Raw genomic sequence first — 20,647 nt, 5'->3', positions numbered from 1 at the left:
CATAGAAAAAAGACCGCCAAGGCGGTCTTTTTTTATTAATTCAATAAACCATTGTACTTTAAGAATACGAAATTACATTTAGAGCAAGAATACAACAGTGGTATCTTGATCAAGCGATATAAATATTCCAAATGAGCTTTTATCAATATACAAAAAGGAAAATAATATGCATAAGACATTGATCTCCTTCTCTTTACTCAGTGCAGTCTTTCTCGCTACAAATAGCTTCGCTGAATCGGATATTAAAAATCACCAAAAAACCACGACGTATTCAACAAAGAATTTGAATTACTCGACGAGTGGATCTGCTGAGGTCATTATTCATCGCCCTGTGAGTGAAGTCTTCAATATTTTAACCAATGTGAATCTTTGGCCAAAAATTAATGTGGGTGCAACTCAAGCCATTGAGCCTAAGAATATTCGTGTTCAAAAAGGTACGACTTTCAAAGAATTTATTAGCAGCCCTATTCCAGGCATAAAAGATTGGAGTAATGAATGGCATGTGATTGAGTTTGAGAAAGATAAGAAGTTTGTTATCGCAACCATAGAACAATTTGCTCAAGTCCCAATCCATTCAAAAATTACCTATGAATTTGATCGTATCAACGCCAATAGCACAGAATTTGAACGAACTATTGAAGTAACTTTAGACGATAAATTTATTCAAGACGCGACAAAACAAGAAGTTGAAGCCCTGTATCGTTTTATTGGTTCTCAGTGGGAAATGGCCAATCATTTAAAAAAATATGTTGAAGATCAACGCTCAAATTAAGGGATTAAAAAACACCTGATTGAACAACCAATCAGGTGTTGTAAATTAATGCATATATTTTAATGCTCACGGTACTCTTTAATCTCTATTGGCTTATCTTTCACGAGTTCAACTGTTCCCTCATTCAAACCATTGAAATTTTTAAAATGAATTGAAACACCATCTCTATTTGCAAGTTTTACACCACTTGCAGCAACCGCGCTCTTCAAGTGATAAACCGCATCCGAGTTATCCCTGAGTTCTGCCGTCTGAAAATTGTCTTTTGTTTTTAGCTCTAATGTTAAATCCATTGGTCCAGTAAAATGGATCACCTGTTCACCTTCAGCACGAGCAACTTGATCAACAGGCGCTGAAGCTTCAGCATTTAAATGCGCTGGTCTCTCTTGTTCTGACATTTGCTCACTATTTTTGTTTTTTATCAGCACAACCAACGAATGCCAATCCCAAGATTGAAGCCACTAGAACTAATTTCATTTTTATTACCTATCTTGATGAAAACCATTAAAAAACTCATCATTATTTTCACAGTAAAAAAGCGAAATAAATGTGGATTTAACAGTTTCGCTGTTAAAAATTACATTGGAGTTTAACTATAGAACTTACAGAAACTCCTCAAGCAATGAGTTCAAATATAAATGTCCTTGAGCAGTGCATGACAAACGGTTTGGATCATCTAACATTAATTTTCTGTCAATCAATGATTGAACTTGATCTTGGATTGATTGCAAAGATAAACCTGTACGAGCTTCATAATGTGAAGTTGGTACACCTTGATTAAGTCGAAGTGCATTCATCATAAATTCGAATGGCATTTCATCAGCTTCAATTTTCTTAAACTGCAAATGCTCTGCAGGGACTTTCGCTAGATAATCTTTCGGTAATCGTGTTTTTTGGTAACGATATACACCATCACTTAGCGTCACTTTAGCATGCGCACCAGCACCAATCGCTAAGTAATCGCCAAATTGCCAATAATTTAAATTATGTGCTGAGGGTTTTTCTTTACGCCAAGCCGACACTTCGTAGTTAGTAAAATCATTTTCGATTAAATAGGCCTCACCCTGTACCTGAATTTCTTCCAATACATCATCGACAGGCAATATAGGTTGAGTTCGAAAAAATACGGTATTGGGCTCAATGGTTAACTGATACCACGAGATATGTGTAGCACCGTGCTCCACGGCAAGTTTTAAGTCAAGTAATGCTTGTTCAAGCGTTTGTTCAGGTAAGCCGTGCATTAAATCGACATTAATTCGCTTAAAGCCTGCATCTTTCGCCAAACCAATTGCTGAAATTGCATCTTGGTTGGAATGAATACGCCCCAGTTTTTGAAGATGATTAGAGTTAAAGCTTTGGACACCTAAAGACAACCGATTAATCCCCGCCTTTAAATAATCTGCAAATGGATCATGTTCTACCGTTCCCGGGTTGGCTTCTAAGGTAATTTCACAATCATCCTCAAACGGAATCAAAGCGCTTAGCTGAGCAAATAGCCATTGATACCCTTGAGCAGAAATGAGAGAAGGAGTACCTCCACCTATGAACACGCTATGAATTTGACGACCCTGAGCAAAATTTATCTGTGTTTTGAAATCCTCAACCAATGCTTGTAAATATTCTTTCTCCAACGCCATGGACAATGCCCCATTGGGTACTGCATGCGAATTAAAGTCGCAATATGGACATTTACGCACACACCACGGCATATGAATATAAAGTGACAATGGAATATCTTGTGGATTCAAAGTAGCCAAACGTACAGCTCAAAAACTTAAAAAACTTATTTTAACATGACTACACCATAACGCTCAGAACTGATTCAGTTTTTACTTTACACTCAATATAAAACAAGGACGTGGGTGCATTTATGTTTAAAGTCTCGAGCCAATTTTTATTCTTTCTCCCTTTAGCGCTGGGGATCGGAATCGCAATGACCTTCCAAACTGCGATTAACACACAATTACGTGAATATTTATATTCTCCATTACAAGCTGCACTTTTATCATTTTTGATTGGTACAATAGTTCTCGCAATACTGGTTTTTTTTCAACAGACTGAAAAACCACAACTGAGCGAAATTTTACAAATTCCTTGGCATCTTTGGCTTGGCGGTTTTTTAGGGGTTTATGCCATCAGTATTAGTATTTATTCCGCACCTAAATTAGGTTTCTTAACCTTATCGGCATTAATTATTTTTGGACAGATTGTTATGTCCATGATAGTCGACCATTTTGGAATTTTAGGTACAGAAAAAATTGCCATTAATTGGCAGCGCATTTTGGGTGGCGTGGTGATTTTTATAGGTGTGCTTCTCACTTTACAACGCTAAACCTTCATTCTAAGCACATAAAAACGATGAGTAATTTTTGTGTCTAATGTGACTGCAACTTCCAACATCAGTTATGAATTAAAAAAACTATTTCATCTCATGATCCCAATCTTGATTACGCAATTTTCGCAAGCAGGATTAGGACTGATTGATACTATTATGGCAGGACATTTATCTGCATTAGACTTAGCGGCAATTGCTGTCGGGGTAGGTCTTTGGATTCCTGTCATGTTGCTATTTAGCGGTATTATGATTGCAACAACGCCGTTGGTTGCTGAAGCAAACGGTGCGAGGACTCCAGAGAAAATTGCCACTATTACACGACAAGCGTTATGGGTTGCTTTAGTTCTCGGGATTATTGCTGGTCTAGTCTTACAGATTCTCCCCTATACGCTTCCTCTTCTTGGCGTTCCAGAGTCACTTCACCATAAAGCTGGCCTATTTTTACATGCGATTGGATTCGGTATGCCAGCGGTCACCATGTTTGCTGCACTACGAGGATACTCTGAGGCGATTGGTAATCCACGCCCAGTGACTGTGATCAGTTTAATGGCCTTAGTCGTACTTATTCCGCTTAATTTTGTGTTTATGTATGGTCTAGGTCCAATTCCTGCATTGGGAAGTGCTGGATGTGGATTTGCAACGGCAATTCTACAGTGGCTGATGCTGATCACGTTGGCATTGTATATCTTGAATAATCAGGCATATCAAAAAACCCAACCCTTTAGTCATTTTGAAAAAATTGATCGCTACTGGTTAAAACGCATCCTTGCTTTAGGTTTCCCAATTGGATTGGCTATCTTCTTTGAAGTCAGTATTTTCAGTACTGCAGCAATTGTATTGAGTCCATTGGGTGAAATTACGGTAGCAGCGCATCAGATCGCCATCTCCATTACGTCACAATTATTTATGATCCCGATGTCTCTCGCGATCGCACTTACCATCCGAGTGGGAACGTATTATGGTGAAAAGGATTACCAATCTATGCGTAAAGTCCAATGGTTGGGTTTAGCAACAAGTACTGTACTGGCAGTAATGACCATGGTTTTATTGTGGGTCTTCCGCCATCAAATTGTCGCGTTATATACCTCTGATGTATTGGTGACTCAAATTGCGGTTTACTTGGTTCTATTCGCTGTTGCTTACCAACTGATGGACGCTTGGCAAATCAGTGCTGCAGGATGTCTAAGAGGCATGCAAGATACGAAGGGTCCTATGTGGATTACTATGCTTGCCTATTGGGTGATTGCATTCCCTGTAGGCGTATATCTCTCTAGATTTACCAACATTGGTCCTGCGGGTGTATGGATTGGATTGATCGTGGGGTTAAGTATTGCCTGTGTACTCTTACTCGGACGTTTATATATGAATAATCAGCGACTTGAGCGTAGTCAATCATCATGAACAATAAATCCCGAATGCTCGGGATTTATTTTTTTATGCCAATCATTTACTTACAACTCATTAACAATTTCAAATATGCATCTTTTGATTTGTCGCCTATGATCAAATCAGAAGATGAAAATAATGAATCGAGGTTCTCAACTCATGGCAAACAAAGCGAGCTCTCCCGGCCGTCGTTTCATGAAACTCGCAGGTATGACTGCAAGTATTGCTACTAAAACCGTGTCCAACTCTATCCGCACCTTTAATGCAGATGATGATAAAAAAAACGAAGCACGCAGTAAGCTCTTTCAAGACATTGGTGTTCAAATTGCAGACACCCTTGGGGAAATGAAAGGTGCTGTAATGAAAGTTGGTCAAATTGCATCACAATACAAAGATATTTTCCCGCCTGAAGTCGCAAAGGCTATTGCTAAATTACAACGTCAAGCCCCTGCGATGCCCTTCCAGCAAATCAAGCAACAAGTTGAAAAAGAACTTGGTCAGCCACTGTTAGATGTTTTTAAAACATTTGATGAACAACCTTTTGCAGCAGCTTCGATTGGGCAAGTTCATAAAGCAACCTTAAAAAATGGCCAAGAAGTCGTTGTAAAAGTACAGTACCCAGGCGTAGATGAAGCATGCGAAAGCGATTTAAAACAAGTCCGCTTGGCTTTACGTTTGATGGGTGTATTAAAAGTCGATAAAAAATTACAAGATCGATTATTTGCAGAAATTCAAGACAGCTTACACGAAGAGCTCAACTATGAAATTGAAGCGCAAAATTTAGAGGTATTTAGAACCTTCCATCAAGCATTGGATTCTAAAATTATTATCCCACAAGTGTTCAAAGATTATTCCAGCAGACGAGTTCTTACATTGAGCTTAGAAGCAGGTGACAATATTGAAACCGCAAGCACTTGGCCGCTTGAAACACGTAACGAAATTGGTCGTCGACTAATTCAGGCTCTTGGCTATCAGATTTTCTATCTAAAACGCTTTCATTGTGATCCGCATCCTGGCAATTTTGCTTTCCGCTCAGATGGTAGTGTCATCATCTATGATTTTGGTGGTGTTAAAACCTTATCTGCTGAACTGGTGGATCGATTTAAAAAATTAGTTCGCGCTGGTCGTGCTGAAAATATCCAAGAGATTGAACAACATCTATTCGCGTTGGATGCTCTTGCTGAAACAGGAAAATTCCCTGAGGAACTTTACAAACAATGGTTAGAAGTGTTGCTCAGACCCCTTACCACTCAATACAATTTTGCTGAAAACTCATCTCATCATGATGGCGTCATTTTAGTGAAAAAATCACTTAAGTATTGGGATACATTTAAGCCCTCTCCAGACACATTAATGGTCAATCGTACGATTTCTGGACACTATTGGAATCTGATTAACTTAAAGGTCGATGACAATCTCAATGATTTGTTTGAAACGCTCGTTCCGATTTGAAAAAACTAACAAGACCTTACAATCCTCATTATTGTTATGTTATATTATAACATTATATAAATAATTCGGAGTGTTTTCATGCGTCCCAATATTCATCCTGAATACCATGAAGTACTGTTTCATGATACCAACGCAGATCAGTATTTCATCATCGGTAGTACGATTCAGTCAAAGCAAACCAAAGAATATCAAGGGAAAACTTACCCCTATGTCACGCTAGATATTTCAAGTGCTTCGCACCCTTTCTATACTGGTGAGGTCCGTCAGGCCAATAATGAAGGTCGTGTGGCAAGTTTCAATAAGCGTTTCGGTCGCTTTAAACGTAAATAAAAAAATTTTCGACTCTCACTATTTTAAAGCCTAAATTTACTCCTCCAATTTAGGCTTTTTTTTATTCTTATCGTTATTTATTGGTTAAATAAAATTGAGTAAAGAAAAAACTCAAAACCAATCCCAAGAGTCCAATCATGATACTACTCACAACATACATCAGTGCCAAATTGTATTGCCCAGATTTTATCAATTGAAAAGTTTCCAAGCCAAAACTTGAGAATGTGGTAAAACCACCTAATATGCCAACCATAAAAAATAGGCGAGCCTCATGTTGTAATACAGGATATTGTAAACTGAATGCAAAAAATCCCCCTGCTAGAACACAGCCCAAGATATTCACAATCCAAGTTGCCCATGGAAATTGATCTGCATTTTGCATGAACCACATACTGGTCATATATCGAAGTGTTGCACCAATCGCTCCACCACATGCTACCCATAACCAACTCATATTATGTCCGTTCTCGTGTATTGATCATATTTTTACCTTAAAAAGTAACGAATTATTGTCTTGGATTCACGCGTTTTTTCGTTAAGATGTAGCAAATTTAAACGTGTAAGGACTCAATTATGGCTCAAGCATTATTGGAACAATTAAAAAATGGCGAAGCAAAATTTGCCGACGTAATTTCATTTATTGAAGCAGGTTATACACATACGCCAACCGCATTTAGTAATGGTCAACAATATAATGCCAGTAATGAAAATCAAGGGAGTGCTAAAGTTTTTTCCTTTGCCAAATTAAATGGTCTTTCTCAAGAACAAACATTACAGCTTTTTGCAGAACACTACGCTTCTGTTCTGGCGACACCTGAAGCATCAGATCATCAAAATATCCGTCAATTCATGATTCATGGATGGGATGGCATTAAATTTGAAGGAAATGCACTCACTGCGAAATAATCATAAATAAAGACTAGCGCTTGGCTAGTCTTTTTCAACAGTTTTATTTAGGTATTCAATTACACCTAATCCTGCTGCTCGACCTGTTGCAAAACATGCTGTAAGTAAATAACCACCTGTCGGGGCATCCCAATCCAACATCTCTCCACAGCAGAAAACAATTGGATTACTTTTCAACTGTAACTGTTTAGTCAAGGCAATTTCCCGTACACCACCTGCGCAGCTAATGGCTTCTTCAATGGGTCTAAAACCATCTAGTTTGATAGATAAATGTTTAATATGCTGAGCCATTTTCTCTGCAATCGCCCAATCATGCTTTGGGGTCAATTCACGTAATAAATTTGACTTTGCAGTGTCTAATCCCAATTTTCGCCAAATATTATTAATACTTTGCTTCTTAGCATTCTTAAGTTTAGAGATGATTTCATGCTCAGATAATTCTGGCAGTAAATCTAAATTTAAAACCATGGAATCTTGATATTGCAATTGTGTTCGAAGTGCCCGACCATGCTTATAGACCAACCCACTCTCCAAACCATAATGGGTGATCACGATATCCCCCTTAGCTTTGGGCTGATGATCCACCCAAGCTTCAACTCGTTTGAGTGGCGAGCCAAATATAGGTTCCATATACGAAGACCAAGCTCTGACTACACCAGCATTACTCGGGGAAAAGGCTTTTAACTCTTCTTTAGCCAACCATGACTGCCAAGCCCCATCACTACCCAACTGCGCCCATGACACAGCGCCACACGCCAATACAATCGCATCAAATTGCTCAGTTCGTATTGAATTGGATTGAGTATCAAAAACTGTCAGTTCATTTTGATTAAGCGCGGTAATTTGATGCCGATAATGAAAATTGACCTTGGTATCTACTAAACTTTTTAACCAAGCACGCAGTAATGGAGCTGCTTTCATTTCATTGGGAAATATACGACCAGAGCTTCCAACATAGGATTCAATCCCTAGGTTTTTCATCCAATTTCGAATCCAACGCGCATCCCATTTTTTTACCCAAGGTGCAAGCCATTCGGCATGATCATAACGACCAATAAATTGATCGATAGGTTCGGCATGAGAAATATTTAAACCTGTTTTACCTGCCATCAAAAATTTACGTGCAGCTGAAGGCTTTTGTTCAAAAATATGAACTTCAAATGCAGGATGGGCAGATAAAACTTCAGCAGCCATTAAACCTGCTGGACCTGCGCCTACGATTGCGATTCGCTTTGAATATTCCAAATTCATAGATTATTCGTTTGTTGATTTTCAGAAGAGATCGGCATTTGCCCTTGCAGAGGCATAAAGTGATCGAAGCGAGTTTGGTACGCTTCAGGTTTTTGAATAATCAACTGCTGGCATAATTCACCACGCTCTAGATACTTTACTTCAAAATGCGTTCTTGCCGAAGTTGAAGAGATTCGTTCTTTAACATAAGAAAGGTTCCAAACATTAAGCAGTTGTTGCTCTGCCTCGTCAATATATTCAGGAATATTGCTGGCTAAAGTGATCGTACCATTCGGTTGCAATCGAGACAGTAAAAATTCAAAAAAAGGCATATTCAACCAACGTTGCGCTGGATTATGAGGTTCAGGATTCGGATATAAAATAAAAAAATCTTCAACTTGCTGTGGAAATAGCGCATGTACGATCCAAGGGATTGCATCTGCATGTACAGGTCGCAAATTGGTTTGTCCCTCTAGTTGATGCTGTTTTTGCATCGCTAGAAATTTTTCTCTAGTTCGTTCAATCGCGATTAGTTGTCTTTGCGGATTTTGTTGCGCAAACAATAAAGCATGTTTACCTTTACCCGCCCCAATCTCAACACATAGTGGTTCAGCTAGAATCGGTTGAAAGTCGCGTGGCGCATGCATACGCTGTGCTTGAAATTGACGAATCGGCATAATCAGATCAAACTTATGAAAACGCGACAAGTCTAGCAACTCTAGATGCTTTTGCCTATTTTAGCTGTTTTATTTTACTAGGATTGATTTATGCCAAAAACATTTCCGTGCCCACGCTGTGGACAGCCTAGTCAATGGACTGGCAATGAATTTCGTCCATTTTGTTCTGAACGATGCAAACTTATCGATTTAGGGGCTTGGGCAAATGATGAATATCGCCTTCCGACACAGGATTCTCCTCAAGCTGATCAAGGGGAATATCATGAATAATGCCAACTTTGCTCAATATTAAAAGAATAATTCAATTATATTTACACAAACAAAAAATTAGCTTTTTTAAGAAAACTCAATAAATGTGATTTTATTTAAGTTTGTGTTGTGATATTGTGATAACAATCACATTAAAACAACAATTCTACTTTCATAAATACATGAGACTTTATAAATTCACATTCACACTCAGTATAATTTTAACTTGCCTAGGCCTCCTTTTTGCAGGTCTAGGCATTTATCAACATGATTTCGTCTTGATTTTAATCTCTGCACTATTTGTGTTAGCCGCTGCCCTTCTCTTTTGGGAATTGAATGACATCAATCGAGATCACTTTTTTCGTTTTTAATTAACCAGCTTTACCTGCCACAAACGGGTTAAACTTTTTCTCATAGCCAATGGTACTGATTGGACCATGCCCTGAAATAAACTGTGTTTCATCTGGCAAACTAAAACATTCTCTCTCAATGGAATCTAGCAACTGTTGATGATTTCCCTTGGGAAAATCTGTTCGACCAATTGAACCCTTGAAAAGAACATCGCCAGTCCATAACAAGCCATAGTTAGCATTATAGAACATGACGTGGCCAGGCGTATGACCGGGAGCGAATCGAACCTCAAAGGATTCATCCCCTAATTTTAAAGTTTCACCACCTTCAAGCCACTGATCAACCACAACAGGTTCAGGTATCGGAAACCCATATCGTGCTGAAACTTCCTGAATCATATCTAACCAAAATGCATCTTCTTTATGAGGACCAATTACTGGAATACCCCACTCTCTCGCCAATGCTCCGACCGCACCAGCATGATCAAGATGACCATGAGTTAACCATAGCTCCTTCACTGTTAAGTCTAACTCTTGCACAACTTGCATAATTTTTTCAGGCTCACCACCTGCATCAATTAACACAGCTTCTTTGGTCTCTTGATCCCAAACCAATGAACAATTTTGCTGAAATGCTGTCACAGGAATAATTTTAACTTGAAGCATAGGAACCTTTAAATTTACGCAGAATGTTGGAGGGTAATCTTGAGTGCATCCAGTTGAGCTTCTACTAAATCGACCAACAAATCAATATGTGCTGCATCAGTGTTTAACGCTGGAATATAAGCATAGTCTTTCCCGCCCGCTGTTTTAAAGGTTTCGGCATTTTCCACAGCCAACTCTTCTAAAGTCTCTAAGCAATCTGCTGAAAAAGCAGGGCTGAGAACATGGACAGATTGAACTCCTTGTTGTCCCCACTCAGTCAGCAACGCATCTGTATATGGCTTGACCCACTCTTGTTTACCGAATCGTGATTGGAAACTGATAGCCCATTCATCGTCACGTAATCCCAGAGCCTCTGCGACTTTTTTCGCTGTAACTCTACAACGGTCGGCATATGGATCACCTTTATCTGCATAAGGCTGAGGAATCCCATGGAAAGACATTAATAATTTTTCCGCTTTACCGTGTTGAGCCTGAAAAACCTCAACACTCTTTGCCAAAGCCTGAATAAATTTTGGATGTTGATAATAATCGCGTATTAAACTTAAGCCAGGTAAATTTCTCTGCGTTAAAACCCATTTCGCCAATGCATCATACAAAGGTGCTGTAGAGGTCGCTGAATATTGAGGAAAAAGTGGAAATAAAATGACGTGATCTTGCGGTGTCTGAGAAAGTTTCTTTAGAACCTCATGAATACTAGGATGACCATAAGTCATTGCAGGAACGACCTGAACATCAAAATCTGGATAATCTTGTATAACTTTTTGACGGATTAAATCTGTTTGCTTCAACAGAATTTCACGCATAGGTGAATCTCCATTCCACACCTGCGCATATGCTTCAGAAACATGCTTTGGTCGAAATGGTAAAACAAAACAATGTAAGATAATTTTCCACAAAAACGATGGAATCTCAATCACACGCTGATCAGATAAAAACTGTTTTAGAAAAGTTCGTACCGCAGGCACTGTAGGGGCATCTGGTGTTCCCAAGTTGGCAATAATTACGGTGATTTTCGGCTTTAACTCAGACATCTGATCCACATCAATTCACTGTTTAATTAAGAAATACTTTATCAGAGTCTAAGTAAATTCGGCGTGATTTTATGATTGCTTTTTAAAATGTGAATGAAAGAGAAAAACTATCATATGAACTTGATCTATTTATTCATGCATTTCCATAACATCCGCTGACGATCATCTCGTCCTACAGGAACGATCCATTCATTATTACGCATTTGTTGCTTGATGGTATGCAATGCACGTACATTAATCTGTGCTCTAGATACCATATGTGCCTTAGGAAGTTGCAATTGAGCATCGACCAGCCCCGTATCAGTCAAATACTGATTCAACACTTTAGAATAAAAATCTTCTGGTGTTGCTTGGGAAAATTGAGACTCAAGAACAGTATAAATTTCATGCCATCGCATGGAACGTATACAAATAATTTCTTTAAAATGACTATCAACATAGGCATGCATACGATAATCAAAACTGAATTGATCATCCCACTCTATTCTAGGCAAAGATAGAAAAGGATCGACTTCAGATTTGGCTTGTTCCATTTTTGCTTGTGCCAGCTGAGCTCTTAATCGATCAATCTCATCTTGTTTTGCTTGAATGCTTTGTGGTCTTACCCAACCCAAAACAGGGTAACGCTCAAGCATTTGAGGCATATGAGACCTGAGTGCAAGCTCTAATTCACGAGCACTTTTAAAACATACGACCTGATCAACTTCTTTCACGATCTGTTGACGGAAATTTTGAAAGCGCTGTTGAAGATCCGCTTCATGCTCTCGTAAATGCTCCGCACGCGATTCTGGCTGTTCATGCATAAATACAATGATGGGCTTTTGCTTAGTCACTGCATAGATATATTCCAAGTGCATGTAACTAATGCCAGAGACAGATTGCTCACCATACTGGCTTCCTAAAAGCAGAAGTACATAATCACAATCATCAATTTGACGGCGTGCAAAAGCGGTTGTTACAGGTGTTCTTTGTTCTAAACCCCATGAAAAAAAACCCATACCGATCAGCGTTTGAGACACAACCATACGTTCTGGCTGCATCTCTTTACCAGAAGTTGTAATAAACACTTGGTAACGCTTATCTAGCATGCCTTAATCCAATCCTGCATCTAGGTAAAAATGCCTTACTCATAAGGCTTAAAATATATAGCTTGATATTGATCATTCTTCTTCGAATGTATCAGTTAAATTTTCAATTGACCATAGTATTTCATGCCCGATCATATTTTGAAGTACAGGCTGAAGTTCAAGCGCATTTCCGCCACTGACGACACAACGCAACTGCACTGATTTGTCATATGGTTGAGTAGCATTGAATTTATTTTTGATAAGGACTCTTGCTGTTTGGCGTGCAACAGCAAATCCTGAATCAACCAAAGTCAGTCGCTCTGTATAAAGATGCTCAATTGCTGATTTTAAAAATGGATAATGCGTACAACCCAACACCAAATAATCGGCTTGATCTTGCATGACGGGATCAAGTATCCGTTGTAATGTTGCAATACAGGCTTGCGAATTTTGTTGCCCTGCTTCCACGAAAGGAACCAAATCCAAACTGGTGACTTGATGAACTTTAACACCTAAAGGATCTGCAAAATTCTGCATTACATCCTTGATTAACTGGCCTCTAAAAGTCGCTGGAGTCGCCAATACAGCCACAACTTTAGACTGTGTCTGTAACACTGCAGGTTTTAACGCAGGAACCAACCCAATGATCGGAAATCGCTCACCATAATGTGTCCTTAAGTAATCCAGACTAAAAGCTGATGCCGTATTACACGCAACAACCGCAACTTTACATCCTTGACGATACAACCACTCAATTGCATGTGCTGTGAGCTGACGAATATCTTGATCTTCGCGCGGACCATAAGGGACATGAGCTGTATCTGCATAGTAAAGGATATGCTCATTGGGTAAATATTTTGCTATTTCCAATGCAACTGATAAACCACCAATCCCCGAGTCGAAAATCCCAATAGGGGCATGTTCAAGTGCATGAGGCATAGGCTCATTAGAGCTCGGTTGGGGTAAAATTGCAGACATCTCAACGACTACTTTTATAATGCTTAAATGAATGGGCTAAGCTTAAACCTCAAGTCCCTAATTGCAATAGCAGATTACCACTTTTTAAATTCAAAACTGATTCACCTTGCTCATTTTCGCTCAACTCCCCCATTTCAACTAAATGAAAAAAAGTTGATCGTTGTATCAATGCGTTGATGCCGAAACGCACATGCACGTAAGGACGCATCTCTCCTTGAAAATCACGCATAAAGATTGGATGATCTTGATCCACAATAATGAGATCTTGAGTGGTCGTTGTTAGCTGTAGATAAGAAAGCCCTTGAATCTCGACTTGATCTACCTGATTGACCAATAAAGGTTCATCTTCGACTTCAATTTCGATTTGCTCAACGGGTGTTTTTAAGTAAAATTTGTTGTCTTCTTTCCACAGTACTGTCGAGAATAGGTCAATGAGGCTTTGTCTTTTAATCAATTGACCTTCGTGCCACCATTCACCATTCGCTTTTACTTTCAAATCCATTGAGCCACAATGCTTTGGGTTCCATTGTTCAAGAGGTGGGATTGACCTTTTGTGACTTGACTGTGCATCTTTTAGATATTGTACGATATTGATTAAGTTTTTATCATCAGGTACAAGTGAATCAGGCTGTGCTGTTATAGAATCATTTTGTTTTACCATGGTTTATGCCCTGCTGACGGAAAATAAAGCGACTCAGCCAATTGGCTTGATCAAGGTTTGAACCTATACTAGCGCAAAATATATAAAAGGTACGAGAGCAAAATTGTACCTGCAACTAAGAACACTCATGGCAGCACCGTCGGAATTATCGGTTGCCACCCTTTACTTTATGAGGAGTCCTTTATGGAACACATCGAACGTGAATCGATGGAGTTTGACGTTGTAATCGTTGGAGCGGGCCCTGCGGGTCTTTCAGCTGCGATCAAAATCCGTCAACTTGCAATTGAAAACAACCTCAACGATTTATCTGTATGTGTCGTTGAAAAAGGCTCTGAAGTAGGTGCGCATATTCTTTCTGGTGCTGTGCTTGAACCACGCGCTATTAATGAATTGTTCCCAAATTGGAAAGAAGAAGGTGCGCCTTTAAACGTACCTGTTACAGAAGATGAAACGTACTTCCTTCTTTCAGATCAAAAATCTCAAAAAATGCCTCATGCTTTTGTGCCTAAAACAATGCACAACGACGGTAACTATGTCATCTCTCTTGGTAATGTCGTACGCTGGTTAGGACAAAAAGCTGAAGAGCTTGAAGTATCCATTTTCCCGGGCTTCGCAGCAGCGGAAATTCTATATCATGCTGATGGTACTGTAAAAGGTATCCAAACAGGTGATATGGGTATTGGTAAAGATGGTGAGCCAACACATAACTTTACCCCAGGCTATGAGCTCCATGCGAAATACACGTTATTCGCTGAAGGCTGCCGTGGTCATTTAGGTAAACGCCTAATCGCTCAATTCGGCTTAGATAAAGACGCTGATCCTCAACATTACGGTATCGGTATTAAAGAACTTTGGGAAATCGATCCAGCGAAGCACAAACCAGGTAAAGTCATGCACGGTGCGGGTTGGCCTTTAACTGAAACTGGTTCATCTGGTGGTTGGTGGTTATATCACGCTGAAAATAACCAAGTATCATTGGGTATGATTGTCGACTTATCTTACCAAAACCCTCATATGTATCCATTCATGGAAATGCAACGTTGGAAAACACATCCATTAATTAAAGATGTATTGGAAGGCGGTAAACGTATTTCTTACGGTGCACGTGCAGTGGTTAAAGGTGGTTTTAACTCTCTTCCTAAATTCACCTTCCCAGGTGGAAGCTTAATTGGTGATGATGCTGGCTTCTTGAACTTTGCAAAAATTAAAGGTTCACACACTGCTATGAAATCAGGCATGTTATGTGGTGAAGCTGTATTTGAAGCAATTAAAGCTGGTGTAGAAAAAGGCGGCGACCTTGCAATTGCTCGTGTGACAGAAGGCGAAGATTTCTTTGCTAAAGAGTTAACGTCATATACAGAGAAATTTAACAACAGTTGGTTAAAAGAAGAGTTATATAATGCTCGTAACTTTGGCCCTGCAATGCATAAGTTTGGTACATTCTTCGGTGGTGCATTCAACTTTATCGATCAAAATGTATTTAAAGTTCCGTTCACTTTACGTGATTTGACACCTGACTACAGTGCTTTAAAAACTGTTGATGCAGTGAACTTCAAACCAAACTATCCAAAACCAGATGGTAAGCTTACATTTGACCGTTTATCTTCAGTGTTTGTTTCAAATACAGTACACGAAGAAAACCAGCCAGCGCATTTAAAATTAACTGATCCATCAATTCCAGTAAACGTTAACCTTCCTCAATGGGATGAGCCTGCTCAGCGCTACTGTCCTGCTGGCGTATACGAAATCATGGAAAATGATGATGGTTCTAAGCGTTTCCAAATTAATGCTGCGAACTGTGTTCACTGTAAGACTTGTGATATTAAAGATCCGTCACAAAACATTACTTGGGTTGTACCTGAGGGTGCGGGTGGTCCGAACTATCCGAATATGTAATCTCGTTTGAGATCAAAAAACCCGCGTAAGCGGGTTTTTTATTAAACTTCGATAAATACGAAAGTTTCCCCTTGAGCGATATAGTTTTATTCTTCACCATCAAAATACCAATATACTTGACCCCAGTCTTGTTCTGAAAGCATTGGTAAAATGTCACCTTTATTAAAGTGCAGACGTTGATTTGGCTGAGCAGGTGTCGTCCAAAAACCAGTTTTAGAACATTTTTCACCGCCTTTGATTTTAATTTTTTCTACTGAATCTTGTGCTTGTACTTTTTCTGATTGTGCTTTAGCAAAATCGACTAAATCTTTCGGATAAAATTGATGCTCTCGATAAATGGTGTCATCAATATCTAATAGCCATGTCACAGCTGCGGCTTCCCATGACCAATAACCATAATAAAGGAAACCGTCATCAATATCAGCCCGAGGGTGCTGGTCATGGTATGGTTCACGACGACTGGCTTCATACCAATCTTCTAAGTATTGCAACATCATGGCTGGACGCTTTGCTGCATCAGCATCAAAAACTTTAATGAGCTTACGATAGGGCAAATGACGACGTGCATCATTCGGTGGTGTGCCTCGATCTGTTACAAATGGAGCAATCAATCGCTCGATTAAACCATCTTTTTCTTGTCCTTCAGGCGTTGCTTCTGTGTAGTCGATAATCTGCATAATCCGATTCATTTGATCTGCATAGCCTGTCAGTAAACCAAAGCATATCAATCGTAAAGCAATATCCCAATAATCTTCTGTTCCTAAAGAAATATGCCAGACATAACGTCCTTCTGCTTCTGTACTTTGATGGTACTGAGCATGAATATCTGCATATTCTTCCATCCAGTTTAAAATGTATGGATATAGTTCTTGAATAAAGCGTATACCACCACCTGCAGAATATTGTAAAGATATTAAATTTAAAACATCTAGTAACCTTTGATGACCTGCCGCCATTTTTTTACTAGCTTTACTACCTGTTTTATATTTTTGAAAACCATCAGTTACTGAATAAATACCATTAAGAAACGTATCAAACCTTCGGCTATACATTTCATGTTGTAATAAATTATCTCTGTAATTTTTATTAATCAGTATTTTTTGCTTAAACCACTCTTCCCAATTAATATCTATATCATTTACTTGACTATTCAATCTTCTTACTCTGGTAAAATATCATTCGGTAAAACAAATTCTAATTTTATTCCATGTGCAGTCACTGTTCGTGTGCATTTGGGTTTATTTAAACCTTTTACATTTTTCATGATGATCAAATTTATCGCCTGTAATTATGACTAGGCTTTATCATAAAAAAATAAGCCACCCTATAAGGATGGCTAAATCTTGCGATATTCTAAGTTTATTTTTCACCATCAAAATACCAATATACTTCACCCCAGTCTTGTTCTGAAAGCATTGGTAAAATGTCACCTCTATCAAAATATTGACGTTCATTTGGTTGGGCTGGAGTCGTCCAATAACCTGTTTTTGGACATTTATCCCCACCTTTGATTTTAATTTTTTCTACTGAATCTTGTGTTTGTACTTTTTCTGATTGTGCTTTAGCAAAATCGACTAAATCTTTTGGATAAAATTGATGCTCTCGATAAATGGTGTCATCAATATCTAACAACCATGTAACAGCTGCCGCTTCCCATGACCAATAACCAAAATAACTGATGCCTGATCTAATATCAGGTTGTGGATGTTGATCATGATAAGGTTCACGACGACTGGCTTCATACCAATCTTCTAAGTATTGCAACATCATTGCTGGACGCTTTTCTGCATCAGCATCAAAAACTTTAATGAGCTTACGATAAGGCAAATGACGACGTGCATCGTTCGGTGGTATGCCTCGATCTGTTACAAATGGAGCAATCAATCGCTCGATTAAGCCATCTTTTTCTTGTCCTTCAGGTGTTGCTTCTGTGTAGTCGATAATCGTCATAATTCGACTCATTTGATCTGCATACCCTGTCAGTAAACCAAAGCATATCAGTCGTAAAGCAATATACCAATAATCTTCAGTTCCTAAAGAAATATGCCAGACATAACGTCCACCTGCATCTGGGCTTAAATTATAAAGATGACTCGTTTCAGCATACTCTTCTGTCCAATGAAGAATATATGGGTAAAGTTCCGTTAAAAAATTTAAATCTCCACCCGCGGAATATTGTAAAGATATTAAGTTTAAAGCATCTTGTAAGCGTTGATGACCAGCTGCGATATATCCGCCAAATTTAGAATCATTTTTATACTTATTGAAACCGTCTGTGACGGAATATATACCATTCACTAAAATGTCAAATCGTTTATGATACATTTTTGATTCAAGAAAGTTATCTCTATATTTTTTTGAATCTTTTACTTCTAAATTTAACCAACTGTGCCAATCTATATCTTTATCATTTACTTGTATCGACATTCTTTTATCTCTCCAACATCTCATTGGGTAAAACAAATTCTAATTTAATCCCATGCGCAGTCACTGTCCGTGTGCACTTGGGTTTATTTAAACCTTTACATTTTTCATGATGGTCAAATTTATCGCCTGTAATCGTAACTAGGCTTCTATCATAAGGACAACGTATTGCAACGGTTTTTCCAATTTTTCTTTCTGTACTTGGTTTAAAGTTAACACGTCGCCATGCTTCTATTTGTAAAATCAATTTTTCTTCATGTAACTCAATAATTTTTGAGCTTTTTATCTTATTAGCAATCCATAAATGCGACATCTGCACACCATCACTCACAGTCGTCCCCACTGAACGCTTAACCTTATCATCTTGGTCTGATGCCATATAAACATCGAGACCCATTTTCAATGCCATCATGGCTGCTTTAGGCGTCATGAGTGTTCGATGACTCAGAGCATTGGTCGCTTTACTGTCTGTAATACGATACTTATGCGCTAGTCGAGTACTATGCCAAACATGATCAAGTCCGTTATGACCCGTATCGTGATATTCGTACAGCACGCCATTATTATTAATTTTAGAGCGACTTTTCATGCGTTTTACATAGTAATAATCCGTAATGTGCTCACCACCTGCACCAAGTTCTTGATTCGATCTTCGCTTACGTTTTAATTGTTGTCGTTTAGTTGACGTATTTTGACGCCCTGGACTTGCATTATTACCACCAGTATTTCTTGGAACATTGCCATTTTGCTGAGTTCGTGGGGCTGGATTTTGATTTGGTCTACTGGTTGTTGTCGGTGTTCGAGTCGTAATTGGAGCTCTAGCTGTAGTGTTAGGATAAGGAGTTGCTAGTGCCTTTTTATGGGCTGCTTGCATTTCTTTCATAACCATATCAATTTTTTGATTGGCAACTTTCTTCATTTGCTGAAGCTGAGTTACTAATGTTTTTAACTTAGCATTGCCGAGAACAGCTCGTGTCATCCAACTATCAAAAACGCCAATTAAACTATCAATAATTTTATTACTAGTTGTTTGCAGCTCTCTTGTGTATGTATTCCAATTTAAGGTTCTAAACCATTTATCTACATCACCACGTAATGTTTTGCTTGGTATTGCATCCAAAATAGCTCCCATAGCTTTACCTGAACGCAATTGTTTAAAAACAATTTTTAATCCATCACCAGCAATTGGAACAAATGCAACAAGATTAAATACCAAATCAAACCAATTCTCTTTATTATCTGGCTTTTCTGATATTTTAACGACTGAGACAATCACATTCCCGACATCAACGCCTTGACCAACAAAGGGTATACAACCTATCACAACTGCAACAATAATTTGAGCGGGACTGGAGCCACTACCATCAAGTACACCTTTAATCCATTGAGCCGCCAATTCTTCCCCTTTAGCTGTTACTCTTACAGCTTGCGTTGAACCCTTGGCTACGGCAGTATTCATTGTTTATCTCCTAGGTCTAATCTAGAAGTAGAATCATCTGTAAGTAAAATTTCTTCTAAATCATCTGCTATTGCATCATCTACATTATTTTGTTGTGGTATTAATTGTTCTTCATAATCGCTTACATGATCATCGTATTCGATATTATTCGACATGAGCATGTCTTCAATTTCATCAGGGAAATATTCATCTAATAATGCATCTAATTCTTGTTGGTTGTATTGCTCAATAAGTTGTTCAGCTTCACTAACACTCATCACTTTTTGATCTTTAAAAGGATTATCAATTTTTTCTCTATCTGGTTTCGCCTCAACACTACTAAAGCCATAGTAGACTTTAGGTTGAGTTTTATCACTAGGAATAGTGATTTTGGCATAACCTTCGGCATCTAATACACCTTCTTGGGCAGAACCATCAGCAAAAATCAGTTTAAATGGAGCTTGTGCAACAGGTTTTAAGTCATCATAAATGTATTTTAATTCCACTTTATTAGGTAATAATTTAAAGGTAGGTAAAGCTGGAAATTTTGCTGATACATTCTTTCCATTCACAAACTGATGCTGCCCTGCCTTAACCTCAAACTTACTTGCAGTCGTAGGAAATACCCCTGAAGCATTTATTTTTAGCTGTGAACCGCCTGCGGTCAGTACGATTTCTTTCGCACTCGTGATGTCGACATTTGCCTCCGTCGAAATAATCTGCACACCCTTTCTTGCAATCAGATCAGCACCATCTCCTTGAGCTTGAATCTCAATCTTGCCTTTCCCTGCATAGAGTCGTG

General features: G+C 38.7%; 22 protein-coding genes and 1 pseudogene. 8 read left to right on the top strand and 15 right to left on the bottom strand.

Translation table 11 applies throughout. The annotated features are described in order from the left end of the window. Positions 1–166 precede the first annotated feature (166 nt). Complete coding sequence (locus AC1M9H_RS12175) at positions 167–772, top strand: SRPBCC family protein (protein ID WP_481613501.1); 606 nt, start codon at positions 167–169, stop codon at positions 770–772. A gap of 59 nt (positions 773–831) precedes the next feature. Here the strand turns inward: AC1M9H_RS12175 and AC1M9H_RS12170 are convergent, their stop codons facing one another. Further along, positions 832–1,167, bottom strand: a complete 336-nt coding sequence (locus AC1M9H_RS12170) for a hypothetical protein (protein WP_481596521.1) — start codon at positions 1,165–1,167, stop codon at positions 832–834. Positions 1,168–1,371: 204 nt separating this feature from the next. Continuing rightward, positions 1,372–2,526, bottom strand: a complete 1,155-nt coding sequence (hemW, locus tag AC1M9H_RS12165) for a radical SAM family heme chaperone HemW (protein WP_481613500.1) — start codon at positions 2,524–2,526, stop codon at positions 1,372–1,374. A 113-nt stretch (positions 2,527–2,639) separates the two neighbouring features. Here hemW and AC1M9H_RS12160 point away from each other — a divergent pair, with 113 nt between their 5' ends. The 4 genes from AC1M9H_RS12160 (at position 2,640) to AC1M9H_RS12145 (ending at position 6,272) form a co-directional block, all read left to right on the top strand. After that, positions 2,640–3,101, top strand: coding sequence for a DMT family transporter (locus AC1M9H_RS12160; RefSeq protein ID WP_481613499.1), 462 nt, complete (start codon positions 2,640–2,642; stop codon positions 3,099–3,101). Positions 3,102–3,200: 99 nt separating this feature from the next. Next, positions 3,201–4,505, top strand: a complete 1,305-nt coding sequence (locus tag AC1M9H_RS12155) for an MATE family efflux transporter (protein ID WP_481610329.1) — start codon at positions 3,201–3,203, stop codon at positions 4,503–4,505. Between the two features lie 144 nt (positions 4,506–4,649). Next, on the top strand, positions 4,650–5,942 hold the full coding sequence (locus AC1M9H_RS12150) for an ABC1 kinase family protein (protein WP_481613529.1): 1,293 nt from the start codon (positions 4,650–4,652) through the stop codon (positions 5,940–5,942). 78 nt (positions 5,943–6,020) lie between these two features. Further along, complete coding sequence (locus tag AC1M9H_RS12145) at positions 6,021–6,272, top strand: type B 50S ribosomal protein L31 (protein ID WP_035264993.1); 252 nt, start codon at positions 6,021–6,023, stop codon at positions 6,270–6,272. A 73-nt stretch (positions 6,273–6,345) separates the two neighbouring features. On the opposite strand, the gene crcB is transcribed toward AC1M9H_RS12145, so the two are convergent. Further along, entirely contained in the window at positions 6,346–6,726 is a 381-nt protein-coding gene (gene crcB, locus AC1M9H_RS12140; protein WP_481608150.1) for a fluoride efflux transporter CrcB, read from the bottom strand. A 119-nt stretch (positions 6,727–6,845) separates the two neighbouring features. Between crcB and AC1M9H_RS12135 the strand changes: the two genes are divergently transcribed. Further along, positions 6,846–7,178: a HopJ type III effector protein gene (locus AC1M9H_RS12135; protein WP_035264987.1), complete on the top strand. Its 333-nt coding sequence runs from the start codon at positions 6,846–6,848 to the stop codon at positions 7,176–7,178. Between the two features lie 24 nt (positions 7,179–7,202). Here the strand turns inward: AC1M9H_RS12135 and AC1M9H_RS12130 are convergent, their stop codons facing one another. Then, positions 7,203–8,429, bottom strand: a complete 1,227-nt coding sequence (locus AC1M9H_RS12130; RefSeq protein ID WP_481596526.1) for a TIGR03862 family flavoprotein — start codon at positions 8,427–8,429, stop codon at positions 7,203–7,205. Continuing rightward, entirely contained in the window at positions 8,426–9,091 is a 666-nt protein-coding gene (locus AC1M9H_RS12125; RefSeq protein ID WP_171260725.1) for a class I SAM-dependent methyltransferase, read from the bottom strand. The genes AC1M9H_RS12130 and AC1M9H_RS12125 overlap by 4 nt, the downstream gene beginning before the upstream one ends. Positions 9,092–9,175: 84 nt before the next feature. On the opposite strand from AC1M9H_RS12125, the gene AC1M9H_RS12120 reads away from it, so the two are divergent. Further along, entirely contained in the window at positions 9,176–9,355 is a 180-nt protein-coding gene (locus tag AC1M9H_RS12120) for a DNA gyrase inhibitor YacG (RefSeq protein ID WP_035264978.1), read from the top strand. A 350-nt stretch (positions 9,356–9,705) separates the two neighbouring features. Here AC1M9H_RS12120 and AC1M9H_RS12115 read toward each other — a convergent pair whose 3' ends face one another. The 5 genes from AC1M9H_RS12115 to AC1M9H_RS12095 form a co-directional block, all read right to left on the bottom strand. Then, positions 9,706–10,350 carry an MBL fold metallo-hydrolase gene (locus AC1M9H_RS12115; protein ID WP_092768141.1) on the bottom strand — a complete coding sequence of 215 codons (645 nt, stop codon included), beginning with the start codon at positions 10,348–10,350 and terminating at the stop codon, positions 9,706–9,708. A 14-nt stretch (positions 10,351–10,364) separates the two neighbouring features. Beyond that, a complete protein-coding gene (gene hemH, locus AC1M9H_RS12110) occupies positions 10,365–11,381 on the bottom strand; it encodes a ferrochelatase (RefSeq protein ID WP_481613498.1) in 1,017 nt (338 codons plus the stop codon). A 125-nt stretch (positions 11,382–11,506) separates the two neighbouring features. Then, a complete protein-coding gene (locus tag AC1M9H_RS12105) occupies positions 11,507–12,469 on the bottom strand; it encodes a DUF4062 domain-containing protein (RefSeq protein WP_481613497.1) in 963 nt (320 codons plus the stop codon). Positions 12,470–12,541: 72 nt separating this feature from the next. Further along, positions 12,542–13,426, bottom strand: a complete 885-nt coding sequence (gene murI, locus AC1M9H_RS12100; protein ID WP_481592062.1) for a glutamate racemase — start codon at positions 13,424–13,426, stop codon at positions 12,542–12,544. Positions 13,427–13,475: 49 nt separating this feature from the next. Then, a complete protein-coding gene (locus tag AC1M9H_RS12095; RefSeq protein ID WP_035264966.1) occupies positions 13,476–14,087 on the bottom strand; it encodes a DUF1285 domain-containing protein in 612 nt (203 codons plus the stop codon). Between the two features lie 183 nt (positions 14,088–14,270). Between AC1M9H_RS12095 and AC1M9H_RS12090 the strand changes: the two genes are divergently transcribed. After that, positions 14,271–15,983 carry an electron transfer flavoprotein-ubiquinone oxidoreductase gene (locus AC1M9H_RS12090; RefSeq protein ID WP_481592064.1) on the top strand — a complete coding sequence of 571 codons (1,713 nt, stop codon included), beginning with the start codon at positions 14,271–14,273 and terminating at the stop codon, positions 15,981–15,983. Between the two features lie 86 nt (positions 15,984–16,069). Here AC1M9H_RS12090 and AC1M9H_RS12085 read toward each other — a convergent pair whose 3' ends face one another. The 5 genes and pseudogenes from AC1M9H_RS12085 to AC1M9H_RS12065 form a co-directional block, all read right to left on the bottom strand. Continuing rightward, complete coding sequence (locus tag AC1M9H_RS12085) at positions 16,070–17,137, bottom strand: PoNe immunity protein domain-containing protein (RefSeq protein ID WP_481613496.1); 1,068 nt, start codon at positions 17,135–17,137, stop codon at positions 16,070–16,072. 5 nt (positions 17,138–17,142) lie between these two features. Beyond that, positions 17,143–17,284, bottom strand: a pseudogene (locus AC1M9H_RS12080) (hypothetical protein); the annotation flags it as partial. 58 nt (positions 17,285–17,342) lie between these two features. Then, complete coding sequence (locus AC1M9H_RS12075) at positions 17,343–18,410, bottom strand: PoNe immunity protein domain-containing protein (protein ID WP_481613495.1); 1,068 nt, start codon at positions 18,408–18,410, stop codon at positions 17,343–17,345. Between the two features lie 4 nt (positions 18,411–18,414). Beyond that, complete coding sequence (locus tag AC1M9H_RS12070; RefSeq protein WP_481613494.1) at positions 18,415–19,866, bottom strand: hypothetical protein; 1,452 nt, start codon at positions 19,864–19,866, stop codon at positions 18,415–18,417. Beyond that, positions 19,863–20,647 (bottom strand): DUF2345 domain-containing protein (locus AC1M9H_RS12065; protein WP_481613493.1); only part of this gene is annotated, 785 nt, incomplete at its 5' end. The genes AC1M9H_RS12070 and AC1M9H_RS12065, both read right to left, overlap by 4 nt.

This window comes from Acinetobacter sp. ANC_7512, assembly GCF_056779935.1.
Note: the sequence above shows the minus strand (reverse complement) of the source record. Positions and strands in the feature narration are given on the sequence as shown.

Excerpts from the sequence above, each read along its gene's own strand:
- crcB (WP_481608150.1), bottom strand. The coding sequence starts at position 6,726 with ATGAGTTGGTTATGGGTAGCATGTGGTGGAGCGATTGGTGCAACACTT.
- AC1M9H_RS12090 (WP_481592064.1), top strand. The coding sequence starts at position 14,271 with ATGGAACACATCGAACGTGAATCGATGGAGTTTGACGTTGTAATCGTT.
- AC1M9H_RS12135 (WP_035264987.1), top strand. The coding sequence starts at position 6,846 with ATGGCTCAAGCATTATTGGAACAATTAAAAAATGGCGAAGCAAAATTT.
- AC1M9H_RS12115 (WP_092768141.1), bottom strand. The coding sequence starts at position 10,350 with ATGCTTCAAGTTAAAATTATTCCTGTGACAGCATTTCAGCAAAATTGT.
- AC1M9H_RS12150 (WP_481613529.1), top strand. The coding sequence starts at position 4,650 with ATGGCAAACAAAGCGAGCTCTCCCGGCCGTCGTTTCATGAAACTCGCA.
- AC1M9H_RS12160 (WP_481613499.1), top strand. The coding sequence starts at position 2,640 with ATGTTTAAAGTCTCGAGCCAATTTTTATTCTTTCTCCCTTTAGCGCTG.
- AC1M9H_RS12120 (WP_035264978.1), top strand. The coding sequence starts at position 9,176 with ATGCCAAAAACATTTCCGTGCCCACGCTGTGGACAGCCTAGTCAATGG.
- murI (WP_481592062.1), bottom strand. The coding sequence starts at position 13,426 with ATGTCTGCAATTTTACCCCAACCGAGCTCTAATGAGCCTATGCCTCAT.
- AC1M9H_RS12075 (WP_481613495.1), bottom strand. The coding sequence starts at position 18,410 with ATGTCGATACAAGTAAATGATAAAGATATAGATTGGCACAGTTGGTTA.
- AC1M9H_RS12105 (WP_481613497.1), bottom strand. The coding sequence starts at position 12,469 with ATGCTAGATAAGCGTTACCAAGTGTTTATTACAACTTCTGGTAAAGAG.
- AC1M9H_RS12170 (WP_481596521.1), bottom strand. The coding sequence starts at position 1,167 with ATGTCAGAACAAGAGAGACCAGCGCATTTAAATGCTGAAGCTTCAGCG.
- hemH (WP_481613498.1), bottom strand. The coding sequence starts at position 11,381 with ATGTCTGAGTTAAAGCCGAAAATCACCGTAATTATTGCCAACTTGGGA.
- AC1M9H_RS12145 (WP_035264993.1), top strand. The coding sequence starts at position 6,021 with ATGCGTCCCAATATTCATCCTGAATACCATGAAGTACTGTTTCATGAT.
- AC1M9H_RS12175 (WP_481613501.1), top strand. The coding sequence starts at position 167 with ATGCATAAGACATTGATCTCCTTCTCTTTACTCAGTGCAGTCTTTCTC.
- AC1M9H_RS12155 (WP_481610329.1), top strand. The coding sequence starts at position 3,201 with ATGATCCCAATCTTGATTACGCAATTTTCGCAAGCAGGATTAGGACTG.
- AC1M9H_RS12130 (WP_481596526.1), bottom strand. The coding sequence starts at position 8,429 with ATGAATTTGGAATATTCAAAGCGAATCGCAATCGTAGGCGCAGGTCCA.
- AC1M9H_RS12070 (WP_481613494.1), bottom strand. The coding sequence starts at position 19,866 with ATGAATACTGCCGTAGCCAAGGGTTCAACGCAAGCTGTAAGAGTAACA.
- AC1M9H_RS12095 (WP_035264966.1), bottom strand. The coding sequence starts at position 14,087 with ATGGTAAAACAAAATGATTCTATAACAGCACAGCCTGATTCACTTGTA.